This window comes from Ensifer sp. ENS10, from assembly GCF_014852025.1.
Classification (GTDB): domain Bacteria; phylum Pseudomonadota; class Alphaproteobacteria; order Rhizobiales; family Rhizobiaceae; genus Ensifer.
Genome location: NZ_JACVAS010000007.1, coordinates 297941 through 312157 on the forward strand (window position 1 = coordinate 297941; position 14217 = coordinate 312157).

At 63.4% G+C, this 14217-nt stretch carries 15 protein-coding genes; 9 read left to right on the forward strand and 6 right to left on the reverse strand.

What is annotated here, in order from left to right:
* Positions 1-19 precede the first annotated feature (19 nt).
* From IB265_RS23840 to cysE, 3 genes are read left to right on the forward strand one after another with little or no spacing between them, the layout of a single operon-like run.
* Positions 20-1123 (forward strand): GTP-binding protein, encoded by a 1104-nt coding sequence (locus tag IB265_RS23840; protein WP_057254576.1) that lies wholly within the window; start codon positions 20-22, stop codon positions 1121-1123.
* The gene (locus IB265_RS23845) at positions 1123-2112 is read left to right on the forward strand and encodes a WD40 repeat domain-containing protein (RefSeq protein ID WP_057254575.1); all 990 of its coding nucleotides are present in this window, start codon (positions 1123-1125) and stop codon (positions 2110-2112) included. The genes IB265_RS23840 and IB265_RS23845 overlap by 1 nt, the downstream gene beginning before the upstream one ends.
* Positions 2113-2122: 10 nt before the next feature.
* The gene (gene cysE, locus IB265_RS23850) at positions 2123-2950 is read left to right on the forward strand and encodes a serine O-acetyltransferase (RefSeq protein ID WP_057254574.1); all 828 of its coding nucleotides are present in this window, start codon (positions 2123-2125) and stop codon (positions 2948-2950) included.
* Between the two features lie 33 nt (positions 2951-2983).
* Here cysE and IB265_RS23855 read toward each other — a convergent pair whose 3' ends face one another.
* The 3 genes from IB265_RS23855 to IB265_RS23865 all read right to left on the reverse strand — a co-directional run bounded on the left by IB265_RS23855 (position 2984) and on the right by IB265_RS23865 (position 6050).
* Complete coding sequence (locus IB265_RS23855) at positions 2984-4171, reverse strand: metal transporter (protein ID WP_057254573.1); 1188 nt, start codon at positions 4169-4171, stop codon at positions 2984-2986.
* Positions 4168-5295 (reverse strand): multicopper oxidase domain-containing protein, encoded by a 1128-nt coding sequence (locus IB265_RS23860; RefSeq protein ID WP_192495203.1) that lies wholly within the window; start codon positions 5293-5295, stop codon positions 4168-4170. The genes IB265_RS23855 and IB265_RS23860 overlap by 4 nt, the downstream gene beginning before the upstream one ends.
* 308 nt (positions 5296-5603) lie before the next feature.
* Positions 5604-6050, reverse strand: a complete 447-nt coding sequence (locus IB265_RS23865; protein ID WP_057254571.1) for a glyoxalase superfamily protein — start codon at positions 6048-6050, stop codon at positions 5604-5606.
* A 281-nt stretch (positions 6051-6331) separates the two neighbouring features.
* On the opposite strand from IB265_RS23865, the gene IB265_RS23870 reads away from it, so the two are divergent.
* The 3 genes from IB265_RS23870 (at position 6332) to IB265_RS23880 (ending at position 8144) form a co-directional block, all read left to right on the forward strand.
* Complete coding sequence (locus IB265_RS23870) at positions 6332-6967, forward strand: LysE family translocator (RefSeq protein ID WP_057254570.1); 636 nt, start codon at positions 6332-6334, stop codon at positions 6965-6967.
* A gap of 1 nt (position 6968) precedes the next feature.
* A complete protein-coding gene (locus IB265_RS23875; protein WP_057254569.1) occupies positions 6969-7592 on the forward strand; it encodes a hypothetical protein in 624 nt (207 codons plus the stop codon).
* Positions 7593-7736: 144 nt separating this feature from the next.
* The gene (locus IB265_RS23880) at positions 7737-8144 is read left to right on the forward strand and encodes a VOC family protein (RefSeq protein WP_057254568.1); all 408 of its coding nucleotides are present in this window, start codon (positions 7737-7739) and stop codon (positions 8142-8144) included.
* Between the two features lie 20 nt (positions 8145-8164).
* On the opposite strand, the gene IB265_RS23885 is transcribed toward IB265_RS23880, so the two are convergent.
* From IB265_RS23885 to odc2, 3 genes are all read right to left on the reverse strand, one after another.
* Positions 8165-8791, reverse strand: coding sequence for a LysE family translocator (locus IB265_RS23885; RefSeq protein ID WP_057254567.1), 627 nt, complete (start codon positions 8789-8791; stop codon positions 8165-8167).
* Between the two features lie 198 nt (positions 8792-8989).
* Complete coding sequence (locus IB265_RS23890; RefSeq protein ID WP_057254566.1) at positions 8990-9580, reverse strand: GNAT family N-acetyltransferase; 591 nt, start codon at positions 9578-9580, stop codon at positions 8990-8992.
* A gap of 88 nt (positions 9581-9668) precedes the next feature.
* Positions 9669-10808, reverse strand: coding sequence for an ornithine/lysine decarboxylase (gene odc2 / locus IB265_RS23895; protein WP_218373492.1), 1140 nt, complete (start codon positions 10806-10808; stop codon positions 9669-9671).
* A 694-nt stretch (positions 10809-11502) separates the two neighbouring features.
* Between odc2 and IB265_RS23900 the strand changes: the two genes are divergently transcribed.
* The 3 genes from IB265_RS23900 to IB265_RS23910 all read left to right on the forward strand — a co-directional run bounded on the left by IB265_RS23900 (position 11503) and on the right by IB265_RS23910 (position 14213).
* Positions 11503-12396, forward strand: coding sequence for a LysR family transcriptional regulator (locus IB265_RS23900; protein ID WP_057254565.1), 894 nt, complete (start codon positions 11503-11505; stop codon positions 12394-12396).
* Between the two features lie 126 nt (positions 12397-12522).
* The gene (locus tag IB265_RS23905; protein WP_057254564.1) at positions 12523-13167 is read left to right on the forward strand and encodes a DUF1007 family protein; all 645 of its coding nucleotides are present in this window, start codon (positions 12523-12525) and stop codon (positions 13165-13167) included.
* The gene (locus IB265_RS23910; protein WP_057254563.1) at positions 13161-14213 is read left to right on the forward strand and encodes a nickel/cobalt transporter; all 1053 of its coding nucleotides are present in this window, start codon (positions 13161-13163) and stop codon (positions 14211-14213) included. Before IB265_RS23905 ends, IB265_RS23910 begins: the two co-directional genes overlap by 7 nt.
* The last annotated feature ends 4 nt before the right edge of the window (positions 14214-14217 follow it).

Genomic DNA, 14217 nt, shown 5'->3' on the forward strand with positions numbered 1-14217 from the left:
GGAAATCCTAGAGGTTCCCATGACCGAAACATCCCCGCAGAAGCCGATCCCCGTCACTGTGCTCACCGGCTATCTCGGCGCCGGCAAGACGACGCTTTTGAACCGCATCCTCAGCGAGAACCATGGTCGCAAATACGCGGTCATCGTCAACGAGTTCGGCGAGATCGGCATCGACAACGACCTGATCGTGGAATCCGACGAGGAAATCTACGAGATGAACAACGGCTGCGTCTGCTGCACCGTGCGCGGCGACCTGATCCGCGTGGTCGAGGGCCTAATGCGCCGCCCCGGCCGCTTCGACGCGATCATCGTCGAGACGACCGGCCTTGCCGATCCGGTGCCGGTCGCCCAGACCTTCTTCATGGACGATGACGTGCGCGCCAAGACCGAGCTCGACGCGGTCGTCGCACTGGTCGATGCCAAGCACCTGCCGCTGCGGCTGAAGGACAGCCGCGAGGCCGAAGACCAGATCGCCTTTGCCGACGTCGTGCTTCTCAACAAGACCGACTTGGTCACGCCTGAGGAACTGGAGCGCATCGAAGCGACCGTGCGCGTCATCAATCCGTCGGCCCGCATCTACCGCACCCAGCGCTCCGACATCGATCTTGCCAAGGTCCTCGATCAGGGCGCCTTCAACCTGGAAAGGGCGCTGGAAAACGATCCGCATTTCCTCGACCAGGACGATCACGAACACGATCACACCTGCGGCCCGGACTGCGGCCACGACCACCATCACCACCATGATCACGATCATCATGATCACGACCACGATCACGACCATCACCACCACCACGATCACGCGCCCTCGCCGATCCATGACGTGACGGTGCAGTCGATCTCGCTGCGCGGCGGCGAGATGAACCCGGATCGCTTCTTCCCCTGGATCCAGAAGATCACCCAGACGGACGGCCCGAACATCCTGCGCCTGAAGGGCATCATCGCCTTTGCCGGTGACGCCGAGCGTTACGTCGTCCAGGGCGTGCACATGATCATCGAGGGCGACCACCAGCGCCCCTGGAAGGATGGCGAGAAGCGCGAAAGCCGCCTCGTCTTCATCGGCCGTGATCTCGACCGCGAGAAGCTCGAGCGCACGTTCAAAGCCTGCGAGGCGCAGCCGAACTGATGCCGACTGTCGCTCCCCTCGATCTCGAAGGTCACGTCGTCGGCGTGGCCTTTCTCAAAGGCGTCCCCTTCTTCGCCGAAGCCACTGGTGCGATCCATCGCCTCGACCTCGGCCGCAAGACGACGGAGGTCCACGAGGGCCTGCTGTCGCTCGTGGTGGACGACGCCAACGACACGCTGCTGACCGGCGGCGAGGACGGCAAGGTCATGCGTACGGCCGCCGACGGCACCACCTCGCTGGTCGCCGAAGCGCCACGCAAGTGGATCGCGCAAGTTGCAGCAGGCCCGCAAGGCGCCGTCGCCTATGCCTATGGCAAGACCACCCATGTGCGGCTCGCCGCCGGCACGACGAAGGAATTTACCGAGGAACGCACCGTCGAGGGCCTCGCCTTTGCACCGAAAGGCCTTCGCGTCGCCGCAGCGCGCTACAACGGCGTGTCGTTGCACTGGGTCGGCACATCGGGCCAGCCGATCGACCTCGAATGGAAGGGCGCCCACACCGGCGTCACCTTCTCGCCCGACGGCCGCTTCCTCGTCACCACGATGCAGGAAAACGCGCTGCACGGCTGGAAACTCGACGCCAAGCCCGGCGCCGAAGCCCGCCACATGCGCATGACCGGCTATCCCGCCAAGGTGAAGTCGGTCTCCTGGTCGGCCAAGGGCAAATGGCTCGCCTCCTCAGGCGCCCCGGCCGCCATCGTCTGGCCCTTCCAGGGCAAGGACGGCCCGATGGGCAAGGCGCCGCTGGAACTCGGCACCCGCGCCGACATCATGGTGACCTCGGTCTGCTGCCATCCGGCCGAAGACATCGTCGCGATCGGCTATCAGGACGGCATGATCCTCGGCGCGCGCTTTGCCGACAGCAAGGAAGTGCTGCTGCGCCGCCCCGGCAAGGGCGCCATCACCGCCATGGCCTGGAACAAGGACGGCCGGCAGCTCGTCTTCGGCTCCGCCGAGGGCGACTGCGGTGTCGTCGATATCGCGGGATAACAGGCAAACAATGACCGCAGGCGCAGAAGCTCCACTCTATGCTGGCTCGGCCGTTGTGCCTCTGGTGGACGGCGAAGTCTGGAACCGCATCCGTGCGGAAGCCCGGGCGCTCGCCATGCGCGAGCCGGTCATGGAGCAAACGCTGCAGCTGATCACCGAGGTGCGGCCGGATGCGGCGGTGCTCGCAGGTGTTCTCGCCTCCCGCCTTTCCGTTGCCCGCGTCGACGAACGATCGCTGGCGCAGCTGCTTTCGGACATCTTCGACGCCGATGCAGAAGCTCTGCGCGCTGCCGAGGCGGACCTCCAGGCGGTGATGGAACGTGACCCCGCCTGCCCGGGCCTCTTGCATGTCCTCCTCAATCTCAAGGGCTTCCAGGCGCTGCAGACCTATCGCGCGGCTCACCGGCTGTGGACCGATGGCCGCGAGGACATCGCCAACTGGCTCTCGAACCTCGCCTCGCTTGTCTTCGGTCCCGATATCCACCCGGCCGCCTGCATCGGCAAGGCCGTGATGCTCGACCATGGCTCCGGCATCGTCATCGGCGAGACCTCCGTCATCGAAGACCAGGTTTCGATCCTGCAGGATGTCACGCTCGGTGGCACCGGTAAGGAAACCGGCAATCGGCATCCAAAAATTCGCCAAGGCGTCATGATCGGCGCCGGCGCCAAGATCCTCGGCAATATCGAGGTCGGAGCCTACAGCAAGGTCGCGGCCGGCAGCGTGGTGCTGAAACCCGTGCCGCCGCGCACCACGGTAGCGGGCGTGCCGGCAACGGTGGTGCGCATTCACCGTGTCGACGAGGTGCCAGCGGCAGAGATGGACCAGACGATCGTCTGATCCATCTGCGCCCGCGTCAGGCCCGCTCCCGCTTCAGATCTTCACCAGCGCGGCGGTAACATACATGAAGGCGGCGCCGGTCGCGAGACCGGCCAGAACAGGCGGCGTCAGGAACACGTCGCGCCCGCGCTCGCTTTGCCGCATCAGATAGGCACCGACTTCGATGATCACCTGCAGGATCGCCCCTGCACCAACCGCTAGCGCCAACGCCGACCACTGCGCCGAGGTCGCAAGGCTTCCGAGCCACATGCCGATGACAGCCGGACCGCCGGCAAGCAGCGTCAGCCCGATGAACACCCAGATGGACGGCCGCTTTTTCAGGATCGGAGCGGCAATGCCGATGCCCTCGGTGACGTTGTGGAGCGCAAATCCCAGCACCAGGAAGGTACCGAGCCCAGCCGACCCGGCGGCAAAGGCGGCACCAATCGCCAGCCCCTCGCCGAGATTGTGCAGGCCGATCCCGAGCGCGATGTAAGTGGAAAGCGCAAGCCCGGCCGGCGCACCGCTTCGCCGCCCGATCGCCATCAACAGGAGGAAACTGCTTAGGGCCGCCAGCACCACCATGACCGGCCCTTGGAAGATCGCGGCCGCCTCGCCGGCAAGTTCGAGCGCTTCTGCACTCGCATCGACAAGCAGGAAGCCTAGCAGGCCGATCGTCAGCGACAGCAGGAAGGCCATGCCGTCGCGACCGACGCCGCGCAGCACCGGGTAGAACATCAGGCCGACGGCCACCGGCACGATACCGACGATGATGCCGACCAGCGCCTGCAGTCGCAGTTGGCCTGTCGTTGCCTGCGGCGTCGGCACGGCGACGGCAATGTCGTGAGCAAACGTGGCCCCGGTATTGCTCACCACCTTCACGGCATGCGCCTCGCCCAGCATCCATGGGAACGGCAGGTTCAGCCACGCTGCCCTGCCCCGCGCGATCGGCCCCGACGGATCCTGGGTGAATTGCCAATAGGCGTCATCCACCTGAACCTGCGCCACTGTCATCGGTTCCGATCCACCGGCGCGAACAAGGAGACGAAGGCCGCTGTCGTCGAGCACGGTCCTTTCGAAGGTCAGGTTTTCGATAGGCGGCGCACCGTTGCGGAATCCCGACAACGGATCGGTCGATAGAATCCAGGCAACGGCAATGGCAAAGGCGATGAGAGGCAGCGCCAGCCACACCAGGTTGGTCTTTGCCGCGCGGATCGCAGCTCTCGGCAGGGTCTCGTTCATGCCAGCGCCTCCACCACATCGAACATGCCGACCCAGCCGAGTTCGGTAAACTCGGTCTGATGCGGGTGGAACATGTAAAGACCGGGCTCATGCTCGGCGAAGGTGAATTCGAGAATGCCGCGCTGTGCCTGGCACTGGGTGATGAGATCGACGGTTTTCAATGTCGGCGTCAGCGTCGTGCCCTGATCGTAATAGTCGAAGAAATTGGCGTGCAGGTGGAACGAGTTGATTGGGTCGAACTCGATGACATTGACCAGATAGATGCGCACCGGTTTGCCCTTCACGATCCGGATCGGCCGCTTCATGTAGGCGTGAGCGACGGTGTTGACCGCGTAGAACTCGTTTTCGGCATCGAAATTGGTGTCGAAGGTGTTCATCACCATCACCAGTTCCTGCCAGCCGGCATTCTCCGGCGTGCCGAGCAGTCGGGAGCGGGCGACGTCCACATGTTCCGGCCGGCGCTCGGGATCGGGGTCGATGACGAAGGCGCCATACATGCCCTTGTGGATATGTCGGCGCAGCGGCATCGCATGGCAATGATAGAGGTGGCAGCCAAACGGCTTGGCGTCGAACTCGTAAATGAACTCATCGCCGGGATCGACCATGCCGGCACCCGGCACGCCATCCATGCGCGCGGCATGAATGCCATGAAAGTGGATCGAGTGGGGATGAGATGCGTAGTTGCGAAAGACGATCCGCAGACGCTCGCCCTCCTTTGCCCGAAGTGCTGGCCCCGGCACGCGGCCATTATAGGTCCAGGCCGGAAAGGTGATGCCGGGCGCGATTTCGATGTCGCGATCCTGCGCGGTCATCTCGAAGGTCCTGAGCGTTCGTCCATCCGGCAGCATCGAGACCGTACCGGTCTCCCAATCGGTCAGCATGTCGGTCGGGTCGAAACCGTTGACGGTGCTGTCGACATCGCCGATCGTCATCATCGCCCCATGCCCCATGGCGGGCATCGGATCCTGGGCGGCCGCCCCCGCCGGCGCAGCATGACCGGCATGGCTCGCCTGCTGTTGGCCCAAGGTGGCGCTGGTGCAGATCGCGGTCCCGCCCGCCGCCGCCAGCCCGCCCATCAGAAGGCTCCGCCTTCGGAGCAGGTCTGGTCTCGTCGGCTTGTCCATTTTTGGCCCCTCTCTCGATTGGATAAGCCACGCGCCGCGCTGCGATGGCATAGGTCAGCAATGCGCCACATGCTTTTGCAAATCATTTGCAGCTACATCAATAATGCAAATGCAACTCATTCGCAACTAACCTCGAATCGAGCGCTCTTGCGCAGGGACCCAAGGGACCGATCGCTTAACGCCGCAACTCCCATCTGCCCTGGAACGAAAACGTCCCCGGAAGCAGCGCTTCGGGGACGTTGATCGGAAGCCGTTGCACGGACCGGAAGCGGGCTCATCCGCATCGCAAAGCCCGACCGGCGCCAGTTTCACCATTCGAGTTCGAGTTGAGGAAGCCCGTTCGAGGTTTTTTCGATCGTCCGACCCGTCTCATCCACCGTCGCAGTGACCCGTTGACGGAAGGCCGAGAAGCTTTCGAAGGTGACGACGTCGATCGGTTCGTCGAATTTCATCGTCAGGCGATAGCGCCCCGGCTGCGCCGTCAGCGCCTGCACCGACAGGATCTCGCCTTCGAAAGCCTGGCCGAGATAGCGCCCCTTCACCCGCGAGCCCAGCATCCAGGGATTGAAGGGCGGCCGGTTGCCGACGGAGGCATGCAGCGTGTTCCAGTCGCGAAAGCCGTATTGCGCGGCGATCAATTCAAGCGAGCGGGAATGGCCGATGGTTTCGCCTTCGGCAGCAAGGCGGGTACGCAGGCGCCTGGCCTGATCTTTCAGGGCATCGAGTGAGGGAAGCGTGGTTGTTCCGCGCGTCATGAGAGGGTCTCCTGCAGCGGCATGCATTCCTTGGAGATGGGAGCCCGCATTGCCACCGGTTCGCATGCCGTTTCGGCTGACCGTGTCTCGAAGAAGGACTTCACCAAAGCATGACGCTCGCGGACGGCAGGGACCTTCACCCTGCCGTTTCCATAGGGGATGCCGTCTCGACTGTCAAACTTGGCCCGGAAGAGCGGCGATCGTGCAGGCGCAAAAGACGATTGCGCACGCGCAAAAGCTGTGGGACGACTACGGCGCGGGAGACGACGAGGGAGGACATCATGACCGACATGACGATACTCGCATTCGCGCTGGTTGCCTTCATCGGCATCGCGACACCGGGCCCGACGGTTCTGCTCGCGCTCACCAACGGCTCGCGTTATGGCGTGAAGCGCGCAATCGCCGGCATGCTCGGCGCCGTGCTCTCCGATTTCGTGCTGATCGGCGCCGTCGCACTCGGTCTCGGCGCCCTGCTCGCCGCCTCCGAATTCTGGTTTACCGTCGTCAAATGGCTGGGCGCCGCCTACCTCGCCTTTCTCGGCATCATGCTGTTGCGGTCGAAAGGGACGATCCAGGTCGCAACCGAGGCAAGCGGCTCCGGTCATCCCGTTTCCGCTGTCGCCATCTTCGTCAAGAGCTTCCTCGTCGCCGTCACCAACCCGAAGGGCTACCTGTTCTTCACCGCCTTCCTGCCGCAGTTCATCGACGCCGCGGCGCCGCAAGCACAACAATATGCCACCCTGACATTCGTCTTCGCCTCGGTCGATCTTGCCGTGATGTTCGGTTACGCGCTGCTCGGTGCACAGGCCGCGGCCTTCCTCAAGCACTCCGGCGCCGTCTGGCTCGATAGACTCTGTGGCGGCGCGCTACTGGCGCTCGCCGGCTCGCTCGCCCTCTATCGCCGCGCCACCGCCTGAAATGCTGTTTCGTCAGCACGTGCTCGCAGCCATCGCCAGCGGCGACGTGACCTTGGCCTTCCGACGCTGGACGAAGCCGACGGTCAGGGCCGGTGGTACGCTGCGCACCGCAGTCGGCGTTCTCGCCATCGATGCCATCGACGAGATCGAGGAAGGCGCAATCACCGACGGCGACGCGCGCAAGGCCGGCTTTGCCGACCTCGGCGCTCTCTTGAAAGAGCTTGCCGCTCGCCGCGAGGGCCGCTGCTATCGCATCGCCTTCCACCGAGCCGGCGACGATCCGCGCATCACGCTGCGGGAAATGTCCGACTTCGGCAGCGAAGAACGGGCAGAGATCGGCCGCAAGCTCGATGACTTCGACCGCAGCGCGGGCATGGCCTGGACGATACCGGTGCTCACGCTGATCGCTGCCTGCGACGGAACCACCGCCACGGAATTGAGCGCCGCCATCGGCATGGAAAAACTGAAACTCAAGACGCGCATCCGCAAACTGAAGGAACTCGGCCTCACCGAAAGCCTAGCCGTCGGCTATCGCCTGTCCGAACGCGGCCGCGCCTTTCTCAAGGGGGCAGTAACGCACAAAAAGGCGGACGGCGCCGAGGACACCATCCGCTTCTCGTCTTGAGGCACATGCGATCCACGGCAACACAGCGCGAACACCATCGTTGCGCGTATCGGTGGCTCCTTCTAATCCCGATTGCCACTGTTGCGTGCCTGGAGCAGGTGTGAGACGACTTGCCACCGAGACGGGCAAGGCGAGGAGACAGGCATGATCGGCTACACCATGGTCGGGACGACGGACCTGAAACGCGCAGAGCGTTTCTATGATCCGCTGATGACGCTGATCGGCCAGGAACGCTGCTATTGCGACGAGCAGGTTTCCTCATGGGGCCGAAAGGACGACGACAAGGCGCCGCGCTTCTTCGCCTGCTACCCCTTCGACACGCGCCCCGCCTCGGTCGGCAACGGCGCGATGACGGCCTTCCTGGTGGAAAGCGCCGAGCTGATCGACCGGTTGTTCGAAACCGCTATGGAGCGCGGCGGTAGCGAAGAGGGAAAGCCGGGCTTCCGCCCGCAATACGGAGAAGGCTTCTACGCAGCCTATGTGCGCTGCCCGGACGGCAACAAGCTTGCCTTTGTCTGCTACGACGCCCGCACGGAAAAAAACGCCGCCTAGTCGGTCCTTTTGCCGGGCACCTAGCGTCGCGTCGACCAGCCGAACCAGAGCGCCACGGCCGCGAGCATCAGTGCGAGCACGCGCCGCACCAGGCGTTCGCGTGACGGCGAGTTGAGGACCGGCTCCAATGCACCTGCCAGAAGCACGATCGCGGCATGCACCGCAGTCGCAACGCCCACATAGATCGCAGCAAGCGTCAGGTTCTGTGGCAACAGCGGCCGCGCGTCGTCAACGAAGGTCGGCAGGACGGTGACGAAGAACAGGGCCGCCTTCGGATTGAGCAGATTGGTGATCAGGCCACGTTGAAAATAGAAGGATGCCGGCTTGCCGCTCGGACCGGCCTCCTCGCCGTCGCCGTTCCAGGCGTCGAAGGCAAGATAGAGCAGGAAGCCGACCCCAGCCCAGCGAAGTGCGCCGTAGAGCATGTCCGACTGACCGACAAACTCGGCAACCCCGAAGGAGGCGGCGAAGCCCACGAGTGCCAGGCCGAGCGCGACGCCGGCAACGGTCGCCATGCCGGGCCGACGCCCCTCCGAAGCCGCAACCATGGCGAGGTAGGCCATGTTCGGCCCGGGCGTCAGTTCGATGATGAAGGATGTCAGCAGAAAGGGCAGCAGGGTCGCTGCCCCGAGAATGAACGGATCCATGCGGGAGATTTCCATGTACTTGCAACGAGTCCTTGTCCGCAAGGACAGGTCAGCGACACCGCGTTGTCAAGGAAGATCAGGAAATCATCGGGAGAGAGCGCGCGGCCCATGAGGCGTCTGCCCCCTCACCGGTCGCATCGGACCAGCGAGGGAGCAGCGAAAAATCCGCCTCCGCAGGGTTGGAGGCGGAAAGGGGTCTCAAGCCACGCGGCGGACCGGCGGCATCGTCAGCTTACGGCCGCTGGCGACGATCAGGCCGGCAGCGCCCTCAAGCCAGTTGTCCCGAAGCTCGAGCGCCAGGAACCGGCTGCGCTCAAACGGGCCGGGCATGACGAGGTGCTGCGTGCGGCTCGCGAAGAAGCCGAAGCGCTCGTAATAGGCGGCGTCGCCCACGAGCAGGATCGCGCCATGGCCGCGGTTCTTGGCCTCTTCGATCGCCGCCCGCATCAGCATGGCGCCGATGCCCTTGCCCTCATGATCAGGATCGACCGCGAGCGGACCGAGCAGCAATGCCGGCAGGGCATGGCCTTCGCGGTTGACACCGGCTTCGACGTTCCACAGGCGAACGGTACCAATCACATGACCGTCGATATCACGCGCGACGAAGGCGAGGCCCTCGGCCGGCAGCCGGCCACTGCGCAGCTTTTCCGACGACTTGCGGCGCCGCTCCGGCCCCATGGCACGGTCGAGCAGGTTCTCGCGCGCGACGACGTCGCCCGGATTTTCGGCATCGATTACAAATGTAGTGGGCGCAAAGAATGCGCGCAGGGCGTCAACAACAGCGGCCATCGGGGCCTCCCGTCATCAAAACCGCTTCAGGCGGACCGAACAAAAATTGTGAAATGGCGCTCCCGCCCGAAGACGGGAGCAAACCGGATCAGATCACGTAGGCCTTCAGCGGCTCGAAGCCGTTGAAGGCGACGGCCGAGTAGGTCGTCGTGTAGGCGCCGGTGCCCTCGATCAGAACCTCGTCACCGATCGAAAGCGTGATCGGCAGCGGGTACATGTTCTTCTCATAGAGCACGTCGGCCGAATCGCAGGTCGGGCCGGCGAGAACGCAAGGCTCCATTTCGTCGGCATCGCGCGCCGTGCGGATCGGGTAGCGGATCGCCTCGTCCATGGTTTCGGCTAGACCGCCGAACTTGCCGATGTCGAGGAACACCCAGCGATGGGCGTCGTTGTCCGACTTTTTCGACACGAGAACGACTTCCGCCTTGATCACGCCGGCGTTGCCGACCATGCCGCGACCCGGCTCGATGATGGTCTCCGGGATGTTGTTGCCGAAGTGCTTCTTCAGCGCACCGAAGATCGCCTGGCCGTAGGCTTCCGCCGTCGGGACGTCCTTCAGGTACTTCGTCGGGAAGCCACCACCCATGTTGACCATCTTCAGCTCGATGCCGCGCTTGGCCAGCTGCACGAAGACGCGCTTGGCATCCGAGAGAGCCGCATCCCAGGCATCGAGCTTCGTCATCTGCGAACCGACATGGAACGAGACGCCGTAGGAGACGAGGCCGTGCTGATGGGCGTAGACGAGCACGTCGACGGCCATCTGCGGGACGCAGCCGAACTTGCGCGACAGCGGCCATTCGGCACCTTCGCCATCGGTCAGCACGCGGCAGAACACGCGGGCGCCGGGGGCCGCACGGGCGACCTTCTCGACTTCCTCGTGGCTGTCGACCGCAAACAAGTTGATTCCAAGCGCATGGGCGCGGGCAATGTCGCGCTCCTTCTTGATGGTGTTGCCATAGGAAATGCGGCTCGGGGTCGCACCGGCATCGAGCGCCATTTCGATTTCAGCGACGGACGCGCAATCGAAGGAGGAGCCGAGACCGGCGAGAAGGCGCAGGATTTCCGGCGCCGGGTTGGCCTTGACGGCGTAATAGATCGAGCTGTCGGGCAGCGCGTGGCGGAAGGCCTTGAAGTTGTCGCGCACGACGTCGAGGTCGACAACGAGGCATGGGCCTTCGGGTCGTCGGGTGTTGATGAAGTCGATGATGCGTGCCGTGGTCATGGCCATATTCCCCTGATCCAAAATGCTCCGCTTTCGCGGAGGACAAAGGGCATACGCGCACATGCGCTGGAACCAGCCGGTGGAGACCCCGGAACCATGCATGCGCTCGATGCGCGAACGGTGAATCAAAGCCCGCCTAGGCTTCAATTCGGCTTTGTCTGCCATGGATTGGAGGGGATAACCCAACCGCACTTCCGGCAATGAAGGTGTGCCTCTTCAGTAACCCCGGCTGTTGGAAAGCCGGCAGACACCAGAAAGGCCCGCACCGTCGTTGCTTCAAGATGTCCTCGCATTTCCCGGTTGGCCGGAATAGCGACTGGAGGGGTTAGTTCCAGGTACCTTACCGATACCCTCACCTAATCGAGGGTCGGCGGACACCCACAGGCACGTGCGACTTTGGGCAAGGGCGTAGGTAAGAAAAAAGCCTGTCGCAATCAAGAGTTTTTTCGCACTGGCAGTTGAATTTTTTTCCAAGCAGGCAAAACTGGCGGTGTTCACAAACATTGAACGAACTGCGCCGGATCGATCACTGCTGTAAATTATTGAAAAGGGTCATTATTTTCAGCATGCGCCGGTATCCGCCGAAACCGGTGCATCAGGCGCAAGCGACGGACAATCTGCCGTCGGCATCCTCGGCGCGAAAAGAGGCGTTCGCATCGAATCGGCGCAACGCGATTGAGAGCACGAAAGAAAGATTGCCATGGACACACTCACCCGCATCCGCGCCTTCATCGACGTCGTGGACGCCGAGGGGTTCTCGGCCGCCGCCAGGCGCGTCGGCAAGTCGAAGGCGCTACTTTCGAAATATGTGCGCGAACTCGAGGACGAGCTCGGCGCGCTGCTGCTCAACCGCACCACCCGGCAATTCTCGCTGACCGAAGCCGGCCATACCTACTACCGCACCGCCTCGGAAATCCTGAAGGAGATCGACAACCTTGCCGATCTCGTGCGCGCCAACAACTCCGACCTGAAGGGACGGCTGCGCATCACGGCGCCGCGCACTTTCGTCGATGCCGAGATCGGCCAGTCGCTCATCGACTTCGGCAAGCAGCATCCTGAGCTCTCGCTGGAGATCGTCTCGGACGACCGCTTCGTCGATCTCGTCGAGGAAGGCTTCGACGCTGCCATCCGCATAACGCGACTGGAGGATTCCACGCTTATCGCCCGCAAGCTCGACGATTTCCAGGTGCTGATCTGCGCCGCGCCGGAGTTTCTTGAGAAATCCGGCCCGATCGAACACCCGACCGATCTTTCCAAGCTCCCCTGTATTCTCGACACCAATGGCCGCTCCTATTCCAACTGGCGCTTCGTCGAGCCCGACGGCTCGGCCTTCACCGTTCCGGTCAGCGGCCCGATCGAGGTCAACAGTCCGCTTGCCGCTCTGAGGGCCGCCGTCTCCGGCATGGGCGTCGCGGTCATTCCCGATTTCATTGCCCGGCCGAAGATCGCGGCGGGCGAACTCGTGACGATGTTTGACGATTTCCTGCCGCGCGACCGCGGCATCTATGCGATCTATCCGCATCGCCGCTATTTGCCGGCCAAGGTCAGGACGCTGGTCGATTTCCTGCATGCCTGGTTCCGCAAGCCACGCTGACCGCCTCTGCACCACCGAAGCTGCCGCCGGCGCATGTGATCGGCCAAGTCCCAATTCCGTCCCATTTCCGGTACATTCCCGGAAACGAATCGCGGGAGATCGCCCCGCCGAAAGGATTGCCGTTTCATGAGAACCAAACGCCTCATCATGGCCGGCCTTGCCACCCTGCTTGCGCCGTCGCTGGCCCTTACCCATCCGCACATCTTCGCGGAAGCGCGCCTCGAGGTGGTCTCCGACGACAAGGCCGAAGTCAGTGAACTGCGAAACGTCTGGCGTTTCGACGAGCTGTTTTCGTCGAGCGTGGTGCTCGATTTCGACAAGAACTCGAATGCGATGCTCGATCCGGACGAACTGGCGGAAGTCGGCCAGACCGTGCTGGAGTCGCTGTCTGAGTACAATTACTACACGACGATCCTCGACAACGGCAAAACCATCAAGGTCAACAAGCCGGACAGCATCACCGTCGACTACAAGGACGGGCAGCTCATGATGATGTTCGCCGTCAAGCCGGCCGAGCCGATGCCGCTCAAGGGCAAACTTTCCTTCGGCGTCTATGATCCGACCATGTATACCGCGATGGATTTCGCGACCGACAACGACCTGACCGTCGTCGGCGACAAGATCAACGCCTGCGAACACAAGGTCGTCCGCCCTGATCCCGACGAGGTTCTCGCCGAGAACAAGGACACGCTGACCGATGCCTTTTGGAGTGATCCGACCGGCACGGACATGTCGAAGCTCTTTGCAACCAGGATAGAGATCACATGCTGAACACCCGCAGGATCGGACGTCTGGTCACGGCAGCGCTCATCGTCACGGCGCTGTCCGCAACGCTTGCGGCGGCCCAGTCGCCGCTCGGCATCGGCACGGCCGAGCCTGCATTCAAAACGACCGGTTTCCTCGGCGGTTTCTTCGCCTGGGTGAATATGGAGCAGCAGGGCTTCTACCGGTTGATGACCAACGCGTTGAAGGGCATGCGGGAAAACCCCTGGCAGCTCTGGTCGCTGGTCGGGCTCTCCTTCACCTATGGTGTCCTTCATGCCGCCGGCCCCGGCCACGGCAAGGCGGTGATCTCCTCCTACATGATCGCCAACGAGACCGAGCTGAAGCGCGGCGTAATGCTGTCGTTCCTTTCCTCGATCCTGCAGGGGATCGTCGCGATCCTTTTGATCGGCGCCGTCTATCTGCTGCTGCGCGGTTCGTCGATCAACATGACCACGGCGACGCGGTGGCTGGAAATCGCCAGCTACGCGCTCATTGCCGCTTTCGGCGGATGGCTGCTTCTGCGCAAGCTGCGGTCGATGCTGCGTCCGGTCGCCGTGGCCTCAATCGCCGGCGGCGGGCATATCCATCTCGCGCACGATCACGACCATCATCACCACGATCACCATCATCACGAACACGGCGGTCACCATGGGCACAGCCATGGCCCTGGCGAAGTCTGCGCGAGCTGCGGGCATGCGCACGCCCCCGATCCGTCGATGCTGAAGGGCGATCGTTTTGCGCTCCGGGAAGCCTGGTCGGCCGTTATCGCCGTCGGGCTGCGGCCCTGCTCCGGCGCGCTGATCGTGCTGTCGTTCGCGCTCCTGAACGGGCTCTATCTCGGCGGCGTGCTCTCGGTCTTCGCCATGTCGATCGGCACCGCGATCACCGTCTCGATCCTCGCGACCATGGCCGTCACGGCCAAGGGCGTTGCGCTGCGCTACGCCTCAAGCAGCTCTGCCGCAGCCCGGATCTCGAACGGCATCGAGATCGCCGGTGCAGCCTTGGTTCTGTTGCTTGGATTGGTTCTTCTCGGCGCGGCACTGCAGAGCTGACGCT

What these genes read in the sequence shown, in the direction of transcription:
- IB265_RS23840 (WP_057254576.1), top strand. Translation starts at nt 20, where the DNA reads ATGACCGAAACATCCCCGCAGAAGCCGATCCCCGTCACTGTGCTCACC.
- IB265_RS23845 (WP_057254575.1), top strand. Translation starts at nt 1,123, where the DNA reads ATGCCGACTGTCGCTCCCCTCGATCTCGAAGGTCACGTCGTCGGCGTG.
- cysE (WP_057254574.1), top strand. Translation starts at nt 2,123, where the DNA reads ATGACCGCAGGCGCAGAAGCTCCACTCTATGCTGGCTCGGCCGTTGTG.
- IB265_RS23855 (WP_057254573.1), bottom strand. Translation starts at nt 4,171, where the DNA reads ATGAACGAGACCCTGCCGAGAGCTGCGATCCGCGCGGCAAAGACCAAC.
- IB265_RS23860 (WP_192495203.1), bottom strand. Translation starts at nt 5,295, where the DNA reads ATGGACAAGCCGACGAGACCAGACCTGCTCCGAAGGCGGAGCCTTCTG.
- IB265_RS23865 (WP_057254571.1), bottom strand. Translation starts at nt 6,050, where the DNA reads ATGACGCGCGGAACAACCACGCTTCCCTCACTCGATGCCCTGAAAGAT.
- IB265_RS23870 (WP_057254570.1), top strand. Translation starts at nt 6,332, where the DNA reads ATGACCGACATGACGATACTCGCATTCGCGCTGGTTGCCTTCATCGGC.
- IB265_RS23875 (WP_057254569.1), top strand. Translation starts at nt 6,969, where the DNA reads ATGCTGTTTCGTCAGCACGTGCTCGCAGCCATCGCCAGCGGCGACGTG.
- IB265_RS23880 (WP_057254568.1), top strand. Translation starts at nt 7,737, where the DNA reads ATGATCGGCTACACCATGGTCGGGACGACGGACCTGAAACGCGCAGAG.
- IB265_RS23885 (WP_057254567.1), bottom strand. Translation starts at nt 8,791, where the DNA reads ATGGATCCGTTCATTCTCGGGGCAGCGACCCTGCTGCCCTTTCTGCTG.
- IB265_RS23890 (WP_057254566.1), bottom strand. Translation starts at nt 9,580, where the DNA reads ATGGCCGCTGTTGTTGACGCCCTGCGCGCATTCTTTGCGCCCACTACA.
- odc2 (WP_218373492.1), bottom strand. Translation starts at nt 10,808, where the DNA reads ATGGCCATGACCACGGCACGCATCATCGACTTCATCAACACCCGACGA.
- IB265_RS23900 (WP_057254565.1), top strand. Translation starts at nt 11,503, where the DNA reads ATGGACACACTCACCCGCATCCGCGCCTTCATCGACGTCGTGGACGCC.
- IB265_RS23905 (WP_057254564.1), top strand. Translation starts at nt 12,523, where the DNA reads ATGAGAACCAAACGCCTCATCATGGCCGGCCTTGCCACCCTGCTTGCG.
- IB265_RS23910 (WP_057254563.1), top strand. Translation starts at nt 13,161, where the DNA reads ATGCTGAACACCCGCAGGATCGGACGTCTGGTCACGGCAGCGCTCATC.